At 66.7% G+C, this 16,006-nt stretch carries 14 protein-coding genes and 2 tRNA genes; 3 read left to right on the top strand and 13 right to left on the bottom strand.

Annotated features, from left to right (window positions below; genetic code table 11):
- Positions 1-5: 5 nt before the first annotated feature.
- The 9 genes from AC3WMR_RS01280 to AC3WMR_RS01240 form a co-directional block, all read right to left on the bottom strand.
- Complete coding sequence (locus AC3WMR_RS01280) at positions 6-1,382, bottom strand: SrfA family protein (RefSeq protein WP_492262350.1); 1,377 nt, start codon at positions 1,380-1,382, stop codon at positions 6-8.
- Between the two features lie 648 nt (positions 1,383-2,030).
- Positions 2,031-2,115, bottom strand: a tRNA-Leu gene (locus AC3WMR_RS01275).
- Positions 2,116-2,218: 103 nt separating this feature from the next.
- Positions 2,219-3,208 (bottom strand): Bug family tripartite tricarboxylate transporter substrate binding protein, encoded by a 990-nt coding sequence (locus AC3WMR_RS01270; protein WP_492262349.1) that lies wholly within the window; start codon positions 3,206-3,208, stop codon positions 2,219-2,221.
- A gap of 131 nt (positions 3,209-3,339) precedes the next feature.
- Positions 3,340-4,515: an alpha-hydroxy acid oxidase gene (locus AC3WMR_RS01265; RefSeq protein ID WP_492262348.1), complete on the bottom strand. Its 1,176-nt coding sequence runs from the start codon at positions 4,513-4,515 to the stop codon at positions 3,340-3,342.
- Complete coding sequence (hglS, locus tag AC3WMR_RS01260) at positions 4,512-5,909, bottom strand: 2-oxoadipate dioxygenase/decarboxylase HglS (RefSeq protein ID WP_492262347.1); 1,398 nt, start codon at positions 5,907-5,909, stop codon at positions 4,512-4,514. The genes AC3WMR_RS01265 and hglS overlap by 4 nt, the downstream gene beginning before the upstream one ends.
- 79 nt (positions 5,910-5,988) lie before the next feature.
- The gene (locus AC3WMR_RS01255) at positions 5,989-6,930 is read right to left on the bottom strand and encodes a LysR substrate-binding domain-containing protein (protein WP_492262346.1); all 942 of its coding nucleotides are present in this window, start codon (positions 6,928-6,930) and stop codon (positions 5,989-5,991) included.
- A 153-nt stretch (positions 6,931-7,083) separates the two neighbouring features.
- Positions 7,084-7,569, bottom strand: a complete 486-nt coding sequence (secG, locus tag AC3WMR_RS01250; RefSeq protein ID WP_492262345.1) for a preprotein translocase subunit SecG — start codon at positions 7,567-7,569, stop codon at positions 7,084-7,086.
- 21 nt (positions 7,570-7,590) lie between these two features.
- Positions 7,591-8,337, bottom strand: a complete 747-nt coding sequence (tpiA, locus tag AC3WMR_RS01245; RefSeq protein ID WP_492262344.1) for a triose-phosphate isomerase — start codon at positions 8,335-8,337, stop codon at positions 7,591-7,593.
- 128 nt (positions 8,338-8,465) lie between these two features.
- Positions 8,466-9,443 (bottom strand): NAD(P)H-quinone oxidoreductase, encoded by a 978-nt coding sequence (locus tag AC3WMR_RS01240; RefSeq protein ID WP_492262343.1) that lies wholly within the window; start codon positions 9,441-9,443, stop codon positions 8,466-8,468.
- A gap of 121 nt (positions 9,444-9,564) precedes the next feature.
- Here AC3WMR_RS01240 and AC3WMR_RS01235 point away from each other — a divergent pair.
- Together AC3WMR_RS01235 and AC3WMR_RS01230 are read left to right on the top strand one after the other, a co-directional pair.
- Positions 9,565-9,654 (top strand) — tRNA-Ser (locus AC3WMR_RS01235).
- Positions 9,655-9,831: 177 nt separating this feature from the next.
- A complete protein-coding gene (locus AC3WMR_RS01230) occupies positions 9,832-10,464 on the top strand; it encodes a class I SAM-dependent methyltransferase (RefSeq protein ID WP_492262342.1) in 633 nt (210 codons plus the stop codon).
- Here AC3WMR_RS01230 and AC3WMR_RS01225 read toward each other — a convergent pair.
- From AC3WMR_RS01225 to AC3WMR_RS01210, 4 genes are all read right to left on the bottom strand, one after another.
- Entirely contained in the window at positions 10,431-11,366 is a 936-nt protein-coding gene (locus tag AC3WMR_RS01225; protein WP_492262341.1) for a hydroxymethylglutaryl-CoA lyase, read from the bottom strand. The genes AC3WMR_RS01230 and AC3WMR_RS01225 overlap by 34 nt on opposite strands.
- Before the next feature lie 29 nt (positions 11,367-11,395).
- A complete protein-coding gene (locus tag AC3WMR_RS01220) occupies positions 11,396-12,355 on the bottom strand; it encodes a Bug family tripartite tricarboxylate transporter substrate binding protein (RefSeq protein WP_492262340.1) in 960 nt (319 codons plus the stop codon).
- 72 nt (positions 12,356-12,427) lie between these two features.
- Positions 12,428-13,648: a CaiB/BaiF CoA transferase family protein gene (locus AC3WMR_RS01215; protein ID WP_492262339.1), complete on the bottom strand. Its 1,221-nt coding sequence runs from the start codon at positions 13,646-13,648 to the stop codon at positions 12,428-12,430.
- A 195-nt stretch (positions 13,649-13,843) separates the two neighbouring features.
- A complete protein-coding gene (locus AC3WMR_RS01210) occupies positions 13,844-14,764 on the bottom strand; it encodes a LysR family transcriptional regulator (RefSeq protein ID WP_492262338.1) in 921 nt (306 codons plus the stop codon).
- A gap of 249 nt (positions 14,765-15,013) precedes the next feature.
- Here AC3WMR_RS01210 and AC3WMR_RS01205 point away from each other — a divergent pair, with 249 nt between their 5' ends.
- Entirely contained in the window at positions 15,014-15,985 is a 972-nt protein-coding gene (locus AC3WMR_RS01205) for an RDD family protein (RefSeq protein WP_492262337.1), read from the top strand.
- Positions 15,986-16,006 lie beyond the last annotated feature (21 nt).

Raw genomic sequence — 16,006 nt, 5'->3', positions numbered from 1 at the left:
AACGATTAAGGTTGGGCGCGTCGCATCGATATGGGGAACGGTTCTTCCCCATAGTTGCCGGCGCATGAAGCGACGTTTTTCGCGGCCGGCTTGCACTGGATGAGCGGCATGTCGTAGGTGCCGCCGTCGCTGCACTTGGCCGCCACGCTATTGCTGATCGACAAGGAACCCTTGCTCATGGCGGCGCTGACGGGCGCCGTGCATTGCACGCCGTTGTGGCGGTTGACCGTGACCTGGCCCTCGCCGTTCTGGAACTGGTAGTGCAGACGCAAGGGCTCGCCGGTGTCGCGATCCTGGATGCCCGCGCCGGCGCGCCAATTGCCGTTGAGGAAATTGGCGCTGCCCTCGCCCGCGTCCGCCGGAATTTCCAGCGCGTCCTTGTTGTCGGGCAAGCTCGGCGGCGCCGCCTTGGCGGGGTCCTCGCCGGGCGTGGCAGGCGCGGAGCCGTCACCCGACGCGGCGGGCTGACCGCCCGCGCCCGGCGTGGAGGGCGCTTGGGCTGCGTCGGGCGCGCCCGTGGATGCGGGCCGGTCCGATCCAAACGCCGCGCTATCCGGAGCGCCGCGCAACGACGCGCCCCCGGGGGCAACGGCGCCCGGCACCTGGACGCCCGTCCCATCCACGCCCGGCACCGACGGCAGGGACACCTTGCCGTCCGGCAATGTCGCATCACGCGGCAACTCGACCCGAGACGCGAGGCCAGGCAAAGCCAGGTTCGGCATCAGGTTCGGTGCGCAGGCGCGCAGCCCGAACAACAACGCCAGCAAGGACAACAGCAAGGCCAGCCATGGCCACCAGCGCTTCCACCAAGGGGTGCGCACCGCGATGCCAGGCGCCGCGGCAGAGATCGGGATCTTCACCGCTTCAGGTGCGGGCGGCTGCGATGACACATTGAAAGAGGGGGCGGGACGCAAGGAGTGCAGCGGATCGAAAGAACGATCTGCCCCGCTATGCAGGAAACCCCAAAACGTGATGACGGGCTGTCCGCCGACCAGGAACACGAAGCTCGGATCAGGGTGATGCATGATCCACTTCAGCAGCTGCCCCAACAGCGCGGCGTCGTTCCCGCCCGCCTTGGCCTGGACAGACTCGCGCAACTGGGCGACGCCCGCGCGTACCGCTTCCAACCGGGCCAACGCGTCCGACTGCTCTGTTGCAGTCGCGGCATGCCACGCGACGACGGAACCGGGCGTCGGCGCATACCAGTCGATGCGGCTGCCGTTCTCGCTCGGCTGCGGAACCGCGAAATGGACCAGCAGATCGGGGCGCTTGCTTTTCAAGACCGCAAGGATCTGGCTTGCCACGAGGTGGATGGCCTGACCGCGCTCGCCCAAGACGTCGAATTGATCGATTTTGTCGCTACGTAATCTTACGCCCAGCATATTTTGTTACTTTTTTGCATCAAATCGTCAAATGAAAAAAACGGGCTCCTGCCCGTCTCGCCCCTGTGCACCAAGCATTTATCTCATGTTTTAATTTGAGATAATGTTAGATTATAAGGTTAATATTAACAATGCGTCACATCAATGTGTACCGATGTTTCTTGGCTATGCTTATGCCGTTGTTACTCACGGCGTGCTCACGAGAACCCGAGTTCGACACGAACTTCAAGAAAAGCTGCGCGGCCACCAGCAATGGAAACGCCCCCTATTGCGCATGCGCGCTCGGCGTCCTGAAGCAACATACCAAGCCGCAGGCGCTTCCCGCCTTGTCTACAGCAGATATCGAGAGATTGGCGCCTGAGATCATTAAGACCTGCAATCGATAGGCAATGCAGGCGGGGTATTCGAGATGCGGTGGCTGACATGCATGTATGTATTTATGTATGTATTAATGCCGGCCCTGCCCCCGACGTCCCAATATCCGAATGCCGGATTATTCGACCGCGTTTGCGTATACCGTTTGCGTATACCGCTTGCGTAGATCCACCCACAAAGAATTGCCACAACAAAAAACCCGCATTCTCGTTTGAGAAATGCGGGTTCTTGATACTTCCAGGCCTCGATACTTCCAGGCCGTGAACAAATTCTTGGTGCCGACGGCGAGACTCGAACTCGCACAGCTTTCGCCACTACCCCCTCAAGATAGCGTGTCTACCAATTTCACCACGTCGGCAAATCTGACCAGAAAAGACATGCTTTCCTGGAAAGTCGAACATTCTAACACGCAAATCGGCAATCTTGGCAACCAGGCCTGATCCGGCCCGGTACGCCCCGGATCAGTTGATCTGCAGGTTCGTCGCCTTGACGACCTCGCCCCACTTCTTCGTTTCACTTTCCATGAAGGCCTTGAACGCTTGCGGCGTGTTGGGCGGCGGGGGCATCAGGAAGCCGTTGGTCTGGTAGTTCGCGGCCAGGGCGGCATCGGAGGTCAGCGCCTTGTTGATGGCGGCGTTCACCTTTTGCACGATTTCCGGCGGCGTGCCGGCGGGGGCGAACAGGCCGAACCAGGCCGCCACGTCAAAGCCCGGTACGCCGGATTCGGCGATGGTGGGGATTTCAGGCGCGAACGGCACGCGGCTGGCGGTGGTGACGGCCAGGCCGGTCAGCTTGCCGGCGCGCACGTGAGGCAACAGCGGCGGCAGGTTGTCGAAGATCGAATCGACCTGTCCACCCAGCAGGTCGGCCACCGCCGGGCCGCTACCGCGATAAGGCACGTGCAGGATGTCGATGCCGGCCTTCATCTTGAACAGCTCGCAGCCCAGGTGCGCGGACGAGCCATTGCCGGGCGACGCGCAGGTCAGCTTGCCGGGGTTCTTCTTGGCGTAGGCGATGTATTCCTGCACCGACTTGACCGGCACGTTGGCGTTCACGGCCAGGATGTTGGGTACCACGTTCAAGAGCGCGACGGCGTCGAGGTCCTTGAGCGCGTCGTACGACATTTTCGAATACAGCGACTGGTTGATCGCGGTCGAAATCGAACCGACGAACAGGGTGTAGCCATCGGCCGGCGCGCGGGCGACGGTTTCGGCGCCGATGTTGCTGTTGGCGCCCGGCTTGTTCTCCACCACGAAGGTCTGGCCGAATTCCTTGCCCAGCACGTCCGCGATCATACGGGCGCTGATGTCGGTGGTGCCGCCCGGGGCGTAGCCCACGACCAGCCGGACGGGCTTGGACGGGTAGTTGGCTGCCTGGGCGTGAACCTGCCCGGTCATGGCGCACGCGAGCACGGCGGCAACGCCGGCCAGCCTGGAATAGATTTTTTTCATGTCTCCTCCTGTCAATGAAAAGGGATTGGCGCGCACGCAGCGGCGCGCCTGTTTTTTGTTTTTCGGAACCACCCTGCCTCAGCGATGAGGCGATGCGCCGGGGCCCAATGCCTCATCGGCCGACGGACCGTCTAGGCCGGGCAGGCCACGCGCATCGGCGCAATCAGGTCGGAAGTAACCTCTGCCAGCGTGCGGCAGCCAAGCAGCGCCATGTTGGTCGAGATTTCGCTGCGGAATATCTCGATCACCTTGCGGATGCCGGCATGGCCGCCAACCGCCGCGCCGAACAGCTGAGGCCGGCCGGTGAAGACCAGCGTCGCCCCCAGGGCCACGGCCTTGAGCACGTCGCTGCCGCGGCGAAAGCCCCCATCCACCATCACCGGGAAACCCGCGGGTACGGCCGCGACGACGTCGGGCAGCGCCTGCAAGGGCGAAATGCAGCCGTCCAGCTGGCGCCCGCCATGATTGGACACGATCACCGCGTCGGCGCCGACCTCGTGCGCCAGGCGGGCATCGTCGGCGTGCATCACGCCTTTCAGGATCAGCTTGCCTGGCCAGTTCTGGCGGATCCAGCGGATGTGGTCCCACGACAGCTTGTCGCGTTCGCCGCGAAAGCCGTTGGGCGGATCCTGGGTGATGGGTGGGCCGATGTCTTCGTACAGGTTCGAGAACCGCGGCACGCCGCTGCCCAGCAGCGTGCGCATGAAGACGTTCAGGCTCCAGCGCGGATGCCGCATGCCGTCCAGCACCACGCTGGGGCTGAGCTTGAAGGGCACGGTGAAGGCCAGCTTCTGCAGGTTCTCGCGGTTGGCGCCCACACAGGTGTCGATGGTGACCACCAGCACGGGAATCTCGGCGCGGCGCAGGCGGTCCAGCAGTTTGCCGATGCGGTCGATGTTGCCCGGCAGATAGGCCTGGTACCAGCAACGCTTGCCCGTAGCTTCCTGCAGCCGTTCCAGCGGCACACTGGACGCGCCGCTGATGATGAAGGGGATCTGGGCGTCCTGCGCGGCGCGGGCCAGCGCCAGGTCGCACTCGTGCATGACGATGGCCGAAAACCCGGTGGGCGCAAACCCCACGGGCATGGCGTAGCGCTCGCCGAACAGGCTCACTTGGCTGCTACGCTGGTCCACCACGCGCAGGCCGCGCGGGCGAAAGCCGATATCGTTTGGGGCGCGCACGCTCTCTTGCAGCGACGCGCCGTCTTCCGTGCCGCCGCAGACGTAGCCTTCGACGCAGCGCGGCATGATGCGCCGCGCCTCGCGTTCGAAGTCCCGCACCGACAGGCAGCGATCCAAACGGCTCATGCCGCCACCGGCGTACCGGCGTGCGCGCCCAGCGCTTGCAGGCAAGCGGCCAGCGAGCGGTCCTGGGTATCCTGGTACAGCGCCAGTTCGTCCTGCACCGCGGCGCCCAGCGCCTGTTCGAACGCCGCCTGGCTGGCGTTCTGCGCGTATTCGGCCTGGGCCTTGTCACCCAGGTTCGACTGGAATATGCCCGCGGCGCTGACCGGCAGGAAGTCTTCGTACACCAGCGGTTCGAAACGGATGTAGCCCTGGTCGATCAGCGTGCGCAGGTCGCTGTCCGGCGCGGCGCCTTCCTTGCCGGTCAGGAAATAGCGGAAATACGCCAGGCCCTGGTCATGCAGTTGCGCGTAGTCGTCCGGGAACGTGGCAAAACAGTCCTGCAGATTCTGCATGTAGGCGTCGGCGTTGCTTTCGTTGGGCGCACCGCTGATGCGGCTGCGCGCCAGGTCCAGCAACTCGTCGTACAGGGCCCGGCCTTTGCGGGTCAGGGCCACGCCGCGCTGCTCGATCTCGCCGAAACGGGCGGTGTGGCTGCCCACGGCCGCCTTGCCGTCAGCGCCGGCAAACCAGACCGATTCCTCCAGCGCCTTGAAGCTGGTCTGGCGCAGCAGGATCGGGCACTTGCGCGGCGGCGGGCCTTCGATGACGGCCTTGGCCGACACGCCGCGGCGCGGCATTTCGGCCTGGGCCTCGTCAATATCCAGCGTGCGCGGAGTCAGGTGATTGATGTGCGGGCCCTTGAAGGCCACCACGTCGGCGATCAGGCGATGCAGGCCATGCAGTTCGCGGTAGTCGTCCAGGCTGACGGTGGCTTCGCTGTGCCAGCGGAACGTATGCAGCGCCTCGGCCACGAATTCGCGGGCGTCGGCATCATTCAGGCCACCCTGCGTTTCGAACTGACTCGCCAGTTCCAGCGCGCGGGCCGTGAAGATCTGGCGCGCGGCCAGGATGCGGGCGGCTTTTTCGCGCAGGGCTGCGTCGTCGATCAGTTCCAGGCGCAGCAGCGACGTGAAGACGCGGAACGGGCTGGTCTGCAGCGCGGCTTCGTGGGTGGCCCGAAACGCCGTGGAATGCACCGGCACGCCGGCCGGCGACAGGTCGTAGTAGCCCACCGGCCGCATGCCCATCACGGCAAACACGCGGCGCATGTTGGACAGCTCTTCTGCCGTCCCCACGCGGATGGCGCCGTGGCGTTCGATGTCCAGGCGCTCGATCTCGCCGGTGCGCGCCAGTTGCGCGGCCAGGTCCGGCTGTTCGGCCAGCGTCTTGGCGTTGACGTCGGCCACCAGGTCCAGCAGGGTGTCGTACAGGGGCACTTCCGACTTGTACATGTCGGACATGGCGCGGGAGAACCAGGCGCGGATCTGATCCGGATTGACGAAATTCTGACTCATGGCGGACTCGGCACATCGATAAACAAGATGGCCGCATGAAATCATGCCCGGCGGGGGCAATCAAATGAAAAAAATCGGCTTAATCAGTCCGTTTTTTCATGGATCGCGTGCGCCGGGCATCGGCCGCCCGCTTTTGCGCGGCCTCGCCTTCGACCCAGGCGACGAATTGCTTGATCTTGGGTACCTCGGCCGAATGCTCGGAATACGCCACGAAATAGGCGCCGTCGCTGGGCTGCACATAGCCCCAGGGAATCACCAGCTTGCCCGCTTGCAGCTCTTCTTCGGCGAGCAGCCTGGGCGTCAGGGCGATGCCGCAGCCGCCTTCGGCGGCGCGCACGCACATGTAGAACGTGTCAAAGCGCGGGCCGTGGTAGCTGCGGTCCGACTGGAACTGCTGGTGCGAGAAATAATCGTGCCAGGCCTCCGGGCGCGAGGCGCACTGGATGAGCACCTGCTGGCTCAGCGCATCCAGGCTGGCCGACGGGTTGCCGGCCAGGAAACCGGGCGCACAGACGGGCACGACTTCGGCGCCGAACAGCTCGCGGCACTGGGCGCCCGGCAAGGTGCCGTGGCCGAAAAAGAACGAAATGTCGATCTTGGCCTGCATCAGGTCGAACGGCCGGGTCTCGCTGCGCACCTTCACCTGGATGTCCGGATGCGCAGCCATGAAGCGCTGCAGTCGCGGGATCAGCCAGCGCGAACCGAAGGTCGGCTGGGTGCCGATGGTCAGCACCTGGGTTTCGCTGCCGTAGGTCAGGATGTAGCGCGAGGACATGTCGACCTGGTTCAGGATGGCCCTGACCTCGGACTGGTACAACGCCCCCGCCGGCGTCAATTGCAGCCGCCGGCGCACCCGCAGGAACAGCGGGTTGCGCAGCAGCGCTTCGAGTTGCGCGATCTGCTTGCTGATCGCGCTCTGGGTCATGTGCAGTTCTTCGGCGGCGCGCGTGACGCTCATGTGCCGCGCTACCGCCTCGAAACATTGCAGCGCCATCATCGATGGCATCAAACGCTTTTCCATGGGGCCGATCCGGATATTCCTGGCACGGCAGGCTGGCCGGGGAAGTCGCCAGCCGCTGCGCCTGGCGCATTATCGCAGGCGGCGCGGCCGCTCAGGTTTGCCGCGCCCATGAAAAAAGCCGGCTTGCGCCGGCTTTTTCCCACTGCGAAAGACTTACTTCGCAGGCGTTTCGGCGGGCTTGTCGCCAGCCGCAGGGGCCGACGGCACCGACGCGTCGGGCTTGGCGGCCGGAGCCGGCGCCGACGCAGCGCCCGGAACCGACGAAGCACCCGGCACCGAAGCGCCACCCGGCACGGACGATGCCCCCGGCGTAGCGGGTGCGGCGCCCGGCACTTGCGGCACCGAACGGTCGGCCGGGAAGCTTTGCATCACACCGCTGTCGACCGCGGTGCCACCCGTGCCCTTGTGGCTGACATAGGCCAGGCCAGCGGTGGACGCGAAGAAGACCACGGCGGCCCACTTGGTGGCGCGCGACAGGAAGTTGGCCGCGCCGGTGGCGCCGAACAGGCTGCCCGACGAGCCGCTACCGAAAGCGGACCCCATGTCGGCGCCTTTGCCCTGCTGCAGCAGGACCAGCACGATGATAGCCAGCGCCGAAATCACTTGGACGGCCAGCAGAAGTTTGAGCATCAAGGGCATTACAGACTCCGGAACGGAAACTTAGATGGCGGCGATTCGCAAAAATTCTTCGGCCACGAGCGACGCGCCGCCGACCAGGGCTCCGTCGATATCAGTCATGGCGAACAAACTGGCGGCATTGGCAGCTTTGACGCTGCCGCCGTACAAAACTTGCACCTGGGCCGCGTCCAGCGCGGCCAGGGCGGCGCGGATGGCGCCGTGGACTTCCTGCGCCTGCTCGGGGCTGGCGGTGCGGCCGGTGCCGATGGCCCAGACGGGCTCATAGGCCAGCACCATGCGCGAGACAGCCTCGGCGCCCAGCGCCAGCACGGGCTTGAGCTGGCGCTCGATGACGGCCAGCGTGTTGCCGGCTTCGCGGTCGGCCAGGGACTCGCCCACGCAGACCACCGGGGTCAGCCCGGCGGCCAGGGCAGCGCGCGCCTTATCGGCGACGATCTGGTCGGTTTCGCCGTGCAGCACGCGGCGCTCGGAGTGGCCGGCCAGCGCGTAGCGGCAGCCGAATTCCTTCAGCATGGGGCCGGAGACTTCGCCGGTGTAGGCACCCTTGTCGTGCGCGCTGACGTCTTGCGCGCCCCACGACACGGCGCTGCCGGTCAGGGCCGACGCGGCCTGGGCCAGGTACGGAAACGGAACGCAGACGCCGATTTCGCAGTGGCTCGCGGCATCCGCGGCGCGCAGCTCGGTCAGCAACGCAGCGTTCTCAGCCAGGTTGCCGTGCATCTTCCAGTTGCCCAGCACGAGGCGGGCGCGGTTTTCGACTGAAGTCATGGCGCAAATGTCAGAGTGGATGAACCCGCGGGAAAAGCACACGCCCACGGGCTGGCCTGGAAATAATTCCAGGCGAAACCCGAGATTGTATCCTGTTGCGCGGCGCTGCGCCGGACGCCGCGCGTTTCTTACATCGTCAGGATGATTTTGCCGATGTTCTCGCCGCTTTCCATCATGGCGTGGGCCTGGGCGGCCTGGGCCAGCGGGAAGGTGGCGTGGACGATGGGCTTGATGGCGCCCTGCTCGAGCAGGGGCCAGGCGTGCTGGCGCAGCGCCTGGGCGATGGCGCCCTTGAAATCGACGGGTCGGGGACGCAACGTCGAGCCCGTGATGGTCAGGCGGCGGCGCATGACCTGGCTGGTGTCCACGTTGGCCTGGGCCCCGCCCAGCTGGGCGATGATGACGATGCGGCCGTCATCGGCCAGACACTGCATGTCGCGGGCGATGTAGTCGCCGGCCACCATGTCCAGGATCACGTCGACGCCGTGGCCGCCGGTGGCGTCCTTCACTTCCTTGACGAAGTCCTGGGTCTTGTAATTGATGCCCAGGGTGGCGCCCAGGGCTTCGACGGCGCGGGCGCGATCGTCGCTGCCCACCGTGGCGTAGACCTTGTGGCCCAGCGCGCGCGCCAGCTGGATGGCCGTGGTACCGATGCCGCTGGCGCCGCCGTGCACCAGCAGGGCCTCGCCGGCCGACAGGCGGCCGCGTTCGAATACGTTGCTCCAGACGGTGAAGTAGGTTTCCGGCAGGCCGGCGGCTTCGATGTCGGACAGGCCCTTGGGAATGGGCAAGCACTGGGCGGCAGGCGCGACACAGTATTCGGCGTAGCCGCCGCCCGCGACCAGGGCGCAGACCTTGTCGCCCACCGAGAAACCGCTGCCGGCCAGGTCGCCGCCGACGATTTCACCGGCCACTTCCAGGCCCGGCAGGTCGGACGCCCCGGGCGGCGGGGCGTAGTTGCCCTTGCGCTGGAACACGTCGGGGCGGTTCACGCCCGCGGCGCTGACTTTGATCAGGACTTCGCCCTTGCCGGCTTCGGGCGTGGGGCGTTCAACCGGGACCAGGACCTCGGGGCCGCCCGGACGGGAGATTTCTACAGCGTGCATCGCGTGCCTCCTTCGCAGCAAATAGATTATTATTGCGCCCTTTACGGCAGGTCGCATTTTCAGCGGGCAGAGTGTTTGCCTGGCGGCCGGATCGCCGCAGCAGCAGTACATTGCAACACCAGGAAGCGTGGCAGAGTGGTCGATTGCACCGGTCTTGAAAACCGGCAAGGGGTTAAACCCTTCGTGGGTTCGAATCCCACCGCTTCCGCCACCCCCCTCCCCCATCTCCCGGGCGCGAGGCGTGCAAGAAAGCTTGCACTCATCAGGCTGTTTTTTGTTAACAACTGAACAACTCCTGAACGAAACGGAATTCGTCTAAGATCGGCGAATTCCGGGCGGCAGCGGTGGCAAGTCCGGCAAAAAAACCGGCGATACAGCCAGGTTGACCATGCCCAAACTGAAAGACGCATTGAAGTCAGGATTGTTTCGCCTGTCTCCCGCGCTGGCCGCGCGCTGCGGCGTGCAATTTCCCTTGCGGGCGCCCAACCGGGCATTCCTCGAACAGCAGATATTCGGCTACCTGAACCACCTGGCCGACGGCCCGCAAGGCCCGGGACGCTGCCTGTTCCTGGGCATGGGCGAATACACCTGGCATTACCCCCGGCTGCTCAAACCGCAATTCCACTCCCTGGACATGGACCCGGCCCAGGCCCGCTACGGCGTGCCCGGCCGGCACCTGACGGGCAGCGCCACCGAGATGGCGGCCTTCTACGAGCCGGGCTTTTTCGATGTGGTAGTGGCCAACGGCCTGATCGGCTATGGCCTGAACGACCCGGCCGGCTATGAACGCATGCTGCAGCAGTGCCACGCGGTGCTCAAGCCCGGTGGCCTGCTGGTGCTGGGCTACAACGACACGCCCGAGCGCGCGCCGTTCCCGGTGCACATCGACGCCCTGGGGCTGTTCACGCCCTTCGTGCCGCCGATCCCCGGGGTGGATCAGCCGCGCCACCCCGTGCGCGACAAATACCACCACGTGTTCATCTTCGGTCAGCGGCGCGAAGCCGAGGCGATCGCCGCGTAGGTTTTCGGTATGCCTGCCGCCGCTACGCCGCTGCGCAAGGTTTCCTCGGGCAATGACGCCGCCAGCAGGTCGCGCGCGGCCAGCAGTTGGCCCAGGTCCACGCCGGTCCGGTAGCCCATGCTTTCCAGCATGAACACCAGGTCTTCGGTGACGATGTTGCCCGACGCGCCCGGCGCGAACGGGCAACCGCCCAGGCCGCCCAGGCAGGCGTCGAACGCACGAATGCCCTCGTCCAGCCCGGCCAGCGCGTTGGCCAGCCCCAGCCCCATGGTGTCGTGCAGATGCAGCTTGACCAGCCGTGCGCCGATGGCGTCCTGCGTGGCCCGCACGGCATCGCGCACCAGCGCCGGATGGGCATAGCCGACCGTGTCGGCCAGCGCGATCTCGTCGGCGCCGGCGCGCGCCACCGCCGCGGCCACCTGCGCCACCCGCCGCACCGGCACCGCGCCTTCCATCGAACAGCCAAAGGCCGTGGCGACGGCCGCATCCACCCGCACCGGCCGCGGCTGCACCCGCAGCCAATCGACGATGGCCGCCACCGCCTGCACCTGCGCGTCCGTGCCCTTGCCGACGTTGGCGTGGCTATGCGTGTCGCTGACCGACACCGGAATGGCGATCACGTGGGCGCCCGCCTCATACGCCGCGATGGCGCCCTTCAGGTTGCAGGCCAGCGCGCAGACGGTTACGCCGTCCAGGCCCAGCGTTTCGGGCAGCACCTGCGCCGTATCAGCCATCTGCGGCACCAGCCGGGGCGAGACGAAGCTGCCCACCTCGATCTCGCGCAGGCCGGCCGCGGCCAGCTGACGTATCCAGCGCAGCTTGTCGGCGGCCGGCATCATGCCGCGCGCCATCTGCAAACCATCGCGCGGGCCGACCTCGCACAGCCTGACGTCCTGATCCATGACGGTCTCCTTGTCCAATGCGCCGGAGCTTATTGCTGCACCACGATGCCGGCCGCGGCAATGGTCTGGCGGGCCTTGCCGATATCCGACCGGATCAGCGCGGCGAACTGTTCCGCGGACACCGGGTCGGTCTCCAGCCCTTGCGACGCCAGGGCGTCCTGCACGTCCTTGCGCGCCAGCAGCTTGTTGAAATCGGCGTTCAGCCGCGTCACCACGTCGGCGGGCGTCTTGGCCGGGGCCAGCACGCCGTAGTAGGTCACCACGCTGAAATCCTTGTAGCCCAGCTCGGCCACCGTGGGCACGTCGGGCAGCGCCGGGTTGCGCTTGGGCGAAGTCACGGCCAACGCGCGCACCTTGCCCGCCTTGATCAACGACGCCGCCGACGAGATCGACGACCCGGCGAACTGCAGGTGTCCGCCCATCAGGTCGGCCAGCGCCGGCGCCGATCCCTTGTAGGGCACGTGCTGCATCTTGAAGCCGGCTTCGTGCTGCAGCATCTCCATGGCGATGTGCACGCCCCCGCCCGTGCCGGACGTGCCGTACGACATCTTGTTGGGATCCTTCTTGGCGGCCTCGATCACCTCGGGCAGCGTCTTGTAGGGCGAACTCTCGGACACCAGCAGCACCATCGGCGTGGTCGCCACCAGCGCCACCGGCGCCAGGTCCTTGACCGGGTCGTACGCCACCTTCATCAAGAGCGGAATCAGGGTGACGTTGTCGGACTGCCCGATCACCAGGTCATAGCCCTGGGCAGGCGCGCGGGCCGCTTCGGCCAGGCCCAGCGCCGTACCCGCGCCGGGCTTGTTCTCGGGCACCACCGCCCAGCCGTTGAGCTCGTGCAGCTTGTTGCTCATCAACCGCCCGATATAGTCGGTGCCGCCGCCCGGGGTCGACGGGATGATGATGCGGATGGGTTTGTTGGGATAGTCCTGCGCGTGCGCCGCGCATGCGACGGCCAGGCTGGCCACCGCCAAGAGTTTGCGGATCATCGGATAGTCTCCTCTTTGATGGATGTCTTGGCGGTCTGCGCCGCCTCGACGGGGACAGGTTCTACGACCTGTTCATCGGCCTTCGCAACGGATGATTCCCGCCGTGTGCAAGGCCTCGATGCGCGCGGCATCCAGGCCCAGCCCCCGCAGGATGGCTTCGGTATGGCTGCCCTGTGCGGGCGGATCGGAACGCTTGCCCGCCTTCTGCCCATCGAACTCGATGGGCAAGGCGGCGGCCGAGATCTGGCCGCCGTCCGGCAAGGCCGTGGCCAGCAGCGCGCCCCCGGCGTTCAGGTGCTCGTCCTGCAGCAGATCGTGCGGCTGGCGGATGGGGCCGTACGACAGGTTCGCCGCCTCCAGCGCGGCGCACAGGTCGTCAGTCTTCCAGGTCTTCAGGATTTCGCCCACGCCAGGCACCAGCCACGAGCGCGCCGCCTCGCGATCCACGGCGGTGGCCAGGCGCGGGTCGGCGGCCCATTCGGGCGGCAGGAATTTCTGCGCGAAATTGCGCCATTGCGCATCGCCCACCACGGCCACGAAGACCCGCCCATCGGCCGTCTCGAACACGTCGTACACGCCCCATGGCGGCTTGCGCTCGGCGCCGAAAGGCTTGGGCGCCGTGCCCGTCAGCTGGAACTGCGCAATGAATTGCGCCACCAGCAGCAGGTTGTTCTCGAACAGGCCCGAACGCACATGACGGCCGCGTCCGGTGGCGTGGCGGTCGTGCAGCGCCGCCAGCGCGCCCACCACGCCGAAGGTACCGCCCAGGATGTCGTTGACCGACGCCGCCACGCGCTGCGGCGTATCGGCGCCGCCGTTGATGTACGCCAGCCCGCCCATCATCTGCACCACCTCGTCCAGCGCGGTGCGATGCTTGTAGGGCCCGGACAGGAAGCCCTTGAGCGACACGTAGATCAACCCGGGGTTCTCGGCCGACAGGCTCTCGTAGTCCAGCCCGTACTGCGCCAGGCTGCCGTCGCGAAAGTTCTCCACCACCATGTCCGCCTGCAACGCCAGCCGGCGCGCCAGCGCCTGCCCTTCGGTGGATTTCAGGTCGATGGACAGGCTTTGCTTGTTGCGGTTGAAGACCGGAAAGTAGCCGCTGCCCGAACCCTTCAGCCGCCGCGTGCGGTCGCCGTCGATGGGCTCGACCTTGATGACCTCGGCGCCCAGGTCGGCCAGCGCCAGGCCGGCGGCGGGTCCCATGATCATGTGGGACAGCTCCAGCACCTTGATGCCGCGCAAGGGCAGTTCGCTGCTGTCCATGAAGGGTGAAGCCGGTGCTGCTGTCATCGATGTTTCCTCTCGCCGTGGACTGAGGCCGCAGGGCATGCCCAGGGGCCGGTACGCAGCCATCATCGCGACCGGCGCAGGTTCGGAAAAGCGGTCTTTCAGCACCGGGGCATTCTCGTTTGGGAACGTCCGGGTTAGCCCTAGGCCGTGGGGGCAAGAGATCTTGCGGCGCACCACAGTTCGGCTCACCACAAGCTAAGGCTTGGGCACGGCCCCCAGATGCGCCAGCAGCGCACGTGCCGCCGGCGGCAAGGCAACCAGTTCGCGCACCGCGATGCACAACGGCGTGCCGGACCAGGGGCCGGACAAGGCGATGAAGCGGATGTCCTGGCTGGCATGGCGGGGCTTCAGATACATGGGCACCACCGCCACGCCCATGCCGCGCGCCACCAGGTTGCAGATGGTCTCGTGCGAACTCACGCGCGCACTGATGCGGCGGCTGACGCCGGCCTCTTGCGCGGCGCGCTCGAACACCGCGCTGATGCCGTTGTCGCGGTTCAGCTCGATCAACTCATACGGCAGCAACTGGGCGTAGTCCAGGATCTCGCTGTCGGCCAGCAGATGCCGCGCGGGCACCACGGCCGCCAGTTCGCAATAGCCGCAGGGGAACACCTGCAGACCGTCGTGGCCGAAGTCCGATCCCACCGCCACGTCGGCGCGCCCTTCCAGCACTTCCTGGAAGACCTGCTGCGTGGTGCTTTCCTCCAGCGCGATCTCGATCTGCGGATAGGCCCGGCGAAACGACTGGATCTGCGCCGGCAGGTCGCCCGACAGCGCCGCCACGCTGGCCGCCAGCCGGATACGGCCGCGCACGCCGGTGGCAAAGCCCGCCATCTCGCGGTGCATGCGATCCATCTGCTGCAACAGCAGCCGGGCATGGCCCGCCAGCCCCTGGCCGGCGGGCGTGGCCTGCACGCCCTTCACGCCGCGCTCCAGCAACGGCACGCCAAATGCTTCTTCCATCTCGATCATGCGCTTGCTGACCGCCGACGGCACGATGTTCTCGCGCGCCGCGGCGCGGGCCAGGCTGCCCTCTTCCAGCGCCGCCAGGAACAGGCGCAGGGAAACCGGGTCGATGTCGCGGGGATGAGGTGGGGCGGGTGTGGAGCGCTTCATGGCGGGAAGTGTCCCGCGTTGGCGGCGCGGACAGGGATCGGGGTTTTCCCCAGCCGGCCGCGCCCGGGTCCGATACACTGCGCGTGGCCGTCGCCTCGCGGGACGCCGGACCGGCTGTCGCTCGATCGGCAGCCCGACACCCACAACCAGAACAAGACTCCGACCATGCAGTGCCCCCAATGCAATTGGCAGAACCCGGCCTCCCATACCCAATGCTTCAGTTGCCGTGCGCCGTTGCCGGTACCGACGGTGCCCCCCGCGGCCGCCAAAGCCACCTATGCCAAGGCCGTGCCGCCCTTTCCCGGCATCTGGCCCCGGCTGATGGCCAGCGCGGTGGATGCGGCCACGATGATCACGGCCATGTTCGCGTTCTCGTCGGCCGCCTCGCTCAGCTATGAAGCGCTGCTGGGCCAACCGCGCCCCGCGGTCGTACCGCTGCTGGCCGGGCTGATCGGCTTGCTGCTGCCGGCCCTGATGGACGCCTGGGGCGCGGGTTCGCCCGGCAAGCGGCTGTTCAAGCAACGCGTGGTGACGCGCAGCGGACAAAGCCCCGGCCTGCTTCGATCTCTCTGGCGGCACCTGATGAAGTTTCCGTTGAACCTGGCGCTGCCCGGCCTGTTCCATCACATCCAGCAAGCCATCTTCGGCGATCGCGCCATGCATAACTGGGCGGCCGGTACCTTTGTGGTGTCCAGCCAGGCCGATCCGCGCGCGGTACAGGCCGCGCTGGGACAGGCACGGTCGGTCACCGGGTTCGGCAAGTTCCTGCTGTTCGCCGCGGGCGCGGCGGCGCTGGTGCTGGGCGGCTTCGTGCTGGCCGCACTGACCCTGGGCAAGCCAGAGGCCGACAGCCCGCTGGCGGCCGACGTGCGGCGGCTGGACCTGGTATCGGACCCGGTCAGGATGCTGGCGGAAAACCACTACCGCAGCGCCGGCCGCTTCGCCGCGACCGTGCAGGAACTGGGCGTGACGCGCGAATCGCTGGCCGCCAACGGCTTTTCGAACCTGGAACTGAATCCGGTGAACGGCGTGCTGCGCTTCACCATTGCCGGCCCGGCCAGCGCGGATGGCGAGCCAACCCTGGCCGGCAAGCACCTGGTCTACCTGCCCGAGCTGCGCACCGAGCGCAAAGGCGGCGGCATCCGCCGCTGGCAATGCGGCAGCGATGACATTGCCGCCGCCGACCGCCCCTACAAATGCCGCCACGCCGCGGCGCCCTGATCGCGCACGCCTCGTCCCTTC

Source organism: Achromobacter sp. FW305-C-28, assembly GCF_058783235.1.
The sequence above is the reverse complement of the archived record's forward strand: the minus strand, read 5'-3'. Positions and strand labels throughout refer to the sequence as shown.

Excerpts from the sequence above, each read along its gene's own strand:
- AC3WMR_RS01280 (WP_492262350.1), bottom strand. The coding sequence starts at position 1,382 with ATGCTGGGCGTAAGATTACGTAGCGACAAAATCGATCAATTCGACGTC.
- AC3WMR_RS01270 (WP_492262349.1), bottom strand. The coding sequence starts at position 3,208 with ATGAAAAAAATCTATTCCAGGCTGGCCGGCGTTGCCGCCGTGCTCGCG.
- AC3WMR_RS01265 (WP_492262348.1), bottom strand. The coding sequence starts at position 4,515 with ATGAGCCGTTTGGATCGCTGCCTGTCGGTGCGGGACTTCGAACGCGAG.
- hglS (WP_492262347.1), bottom strand. The coding sequence starts at position 5,909 with ATGAGTCAGAATTTCGTCAATCCGGATCAGATCCGCGCCTGGTTCTCC.
- AC3WMR_RS01255 (WP_492262346.1), bottom strand. The coding sequence starts at position 6,930 with ATGGAAAAGCGTTTGATGCCATCGATGATGGCGCTGCAATGTTTCGAG.
- secG (WP_492262345.1), bottom strand. The coding sequence starts at position 7,569 with ATGCCCTTGATGCTCAAACTTCTGCTGGCCGTCCAAGTGATTTCGGCG.
- tpiA (WP_492262344.1), bottom strand. The coding sequence starts at position 8,337 with ATGACTTCAGTCGAAAACCGCGCCCGCCTCGTGCTGGGCAACTGGAAG.
- AC3WMR_RS01240 (WP_492262343.1), bottom strand. The coding sequence starts at position 9,443 with ATGCACGCTGTAGAAATCTCCCGTCCGGGCGGCCCCGAGGTCCTGGTC.
- AC3WMR_RS01230 (WP_492262342.1), top strand. The coding sequence starts at position 9,832 with ATGCCCAAACTGAAAGACGCATTGAAGTCAGGATTGTTTCGCCTGTCT.
- AC3WMR_RS01225 (WP_492262341.1), bottom strand. The coding sequence starts at position 11,366 with ATGGATCAGGACGTCAGGCTGTGCGAGGTCGGCCCGCGCGATGGTTTG.
- AC3WMR_RS01220 (WP_492262340.1), bottom strand. The coding sequence starts at position 12,355 with ATGATCCGCAAACTCTTGGCGGTGGCCAGCCTGGCCGTCGCATGCGCG.
- AC3WMR_RS01215 (WP_492262339.1), bottom strand. The coding sequence starts at position 13,648 with ATGACAGCAGCACCGGCTTCACCCTTCATGGACAGCAGCGAACTGCCC.
- AC3WMR_RS01210 (WP_492262338.1), bottom strand. The coding sequence starts at position 14,764 with ATGAAGCGCTCCACACCCGCCCCACCTCATCCCCGCGACATCGACCCG.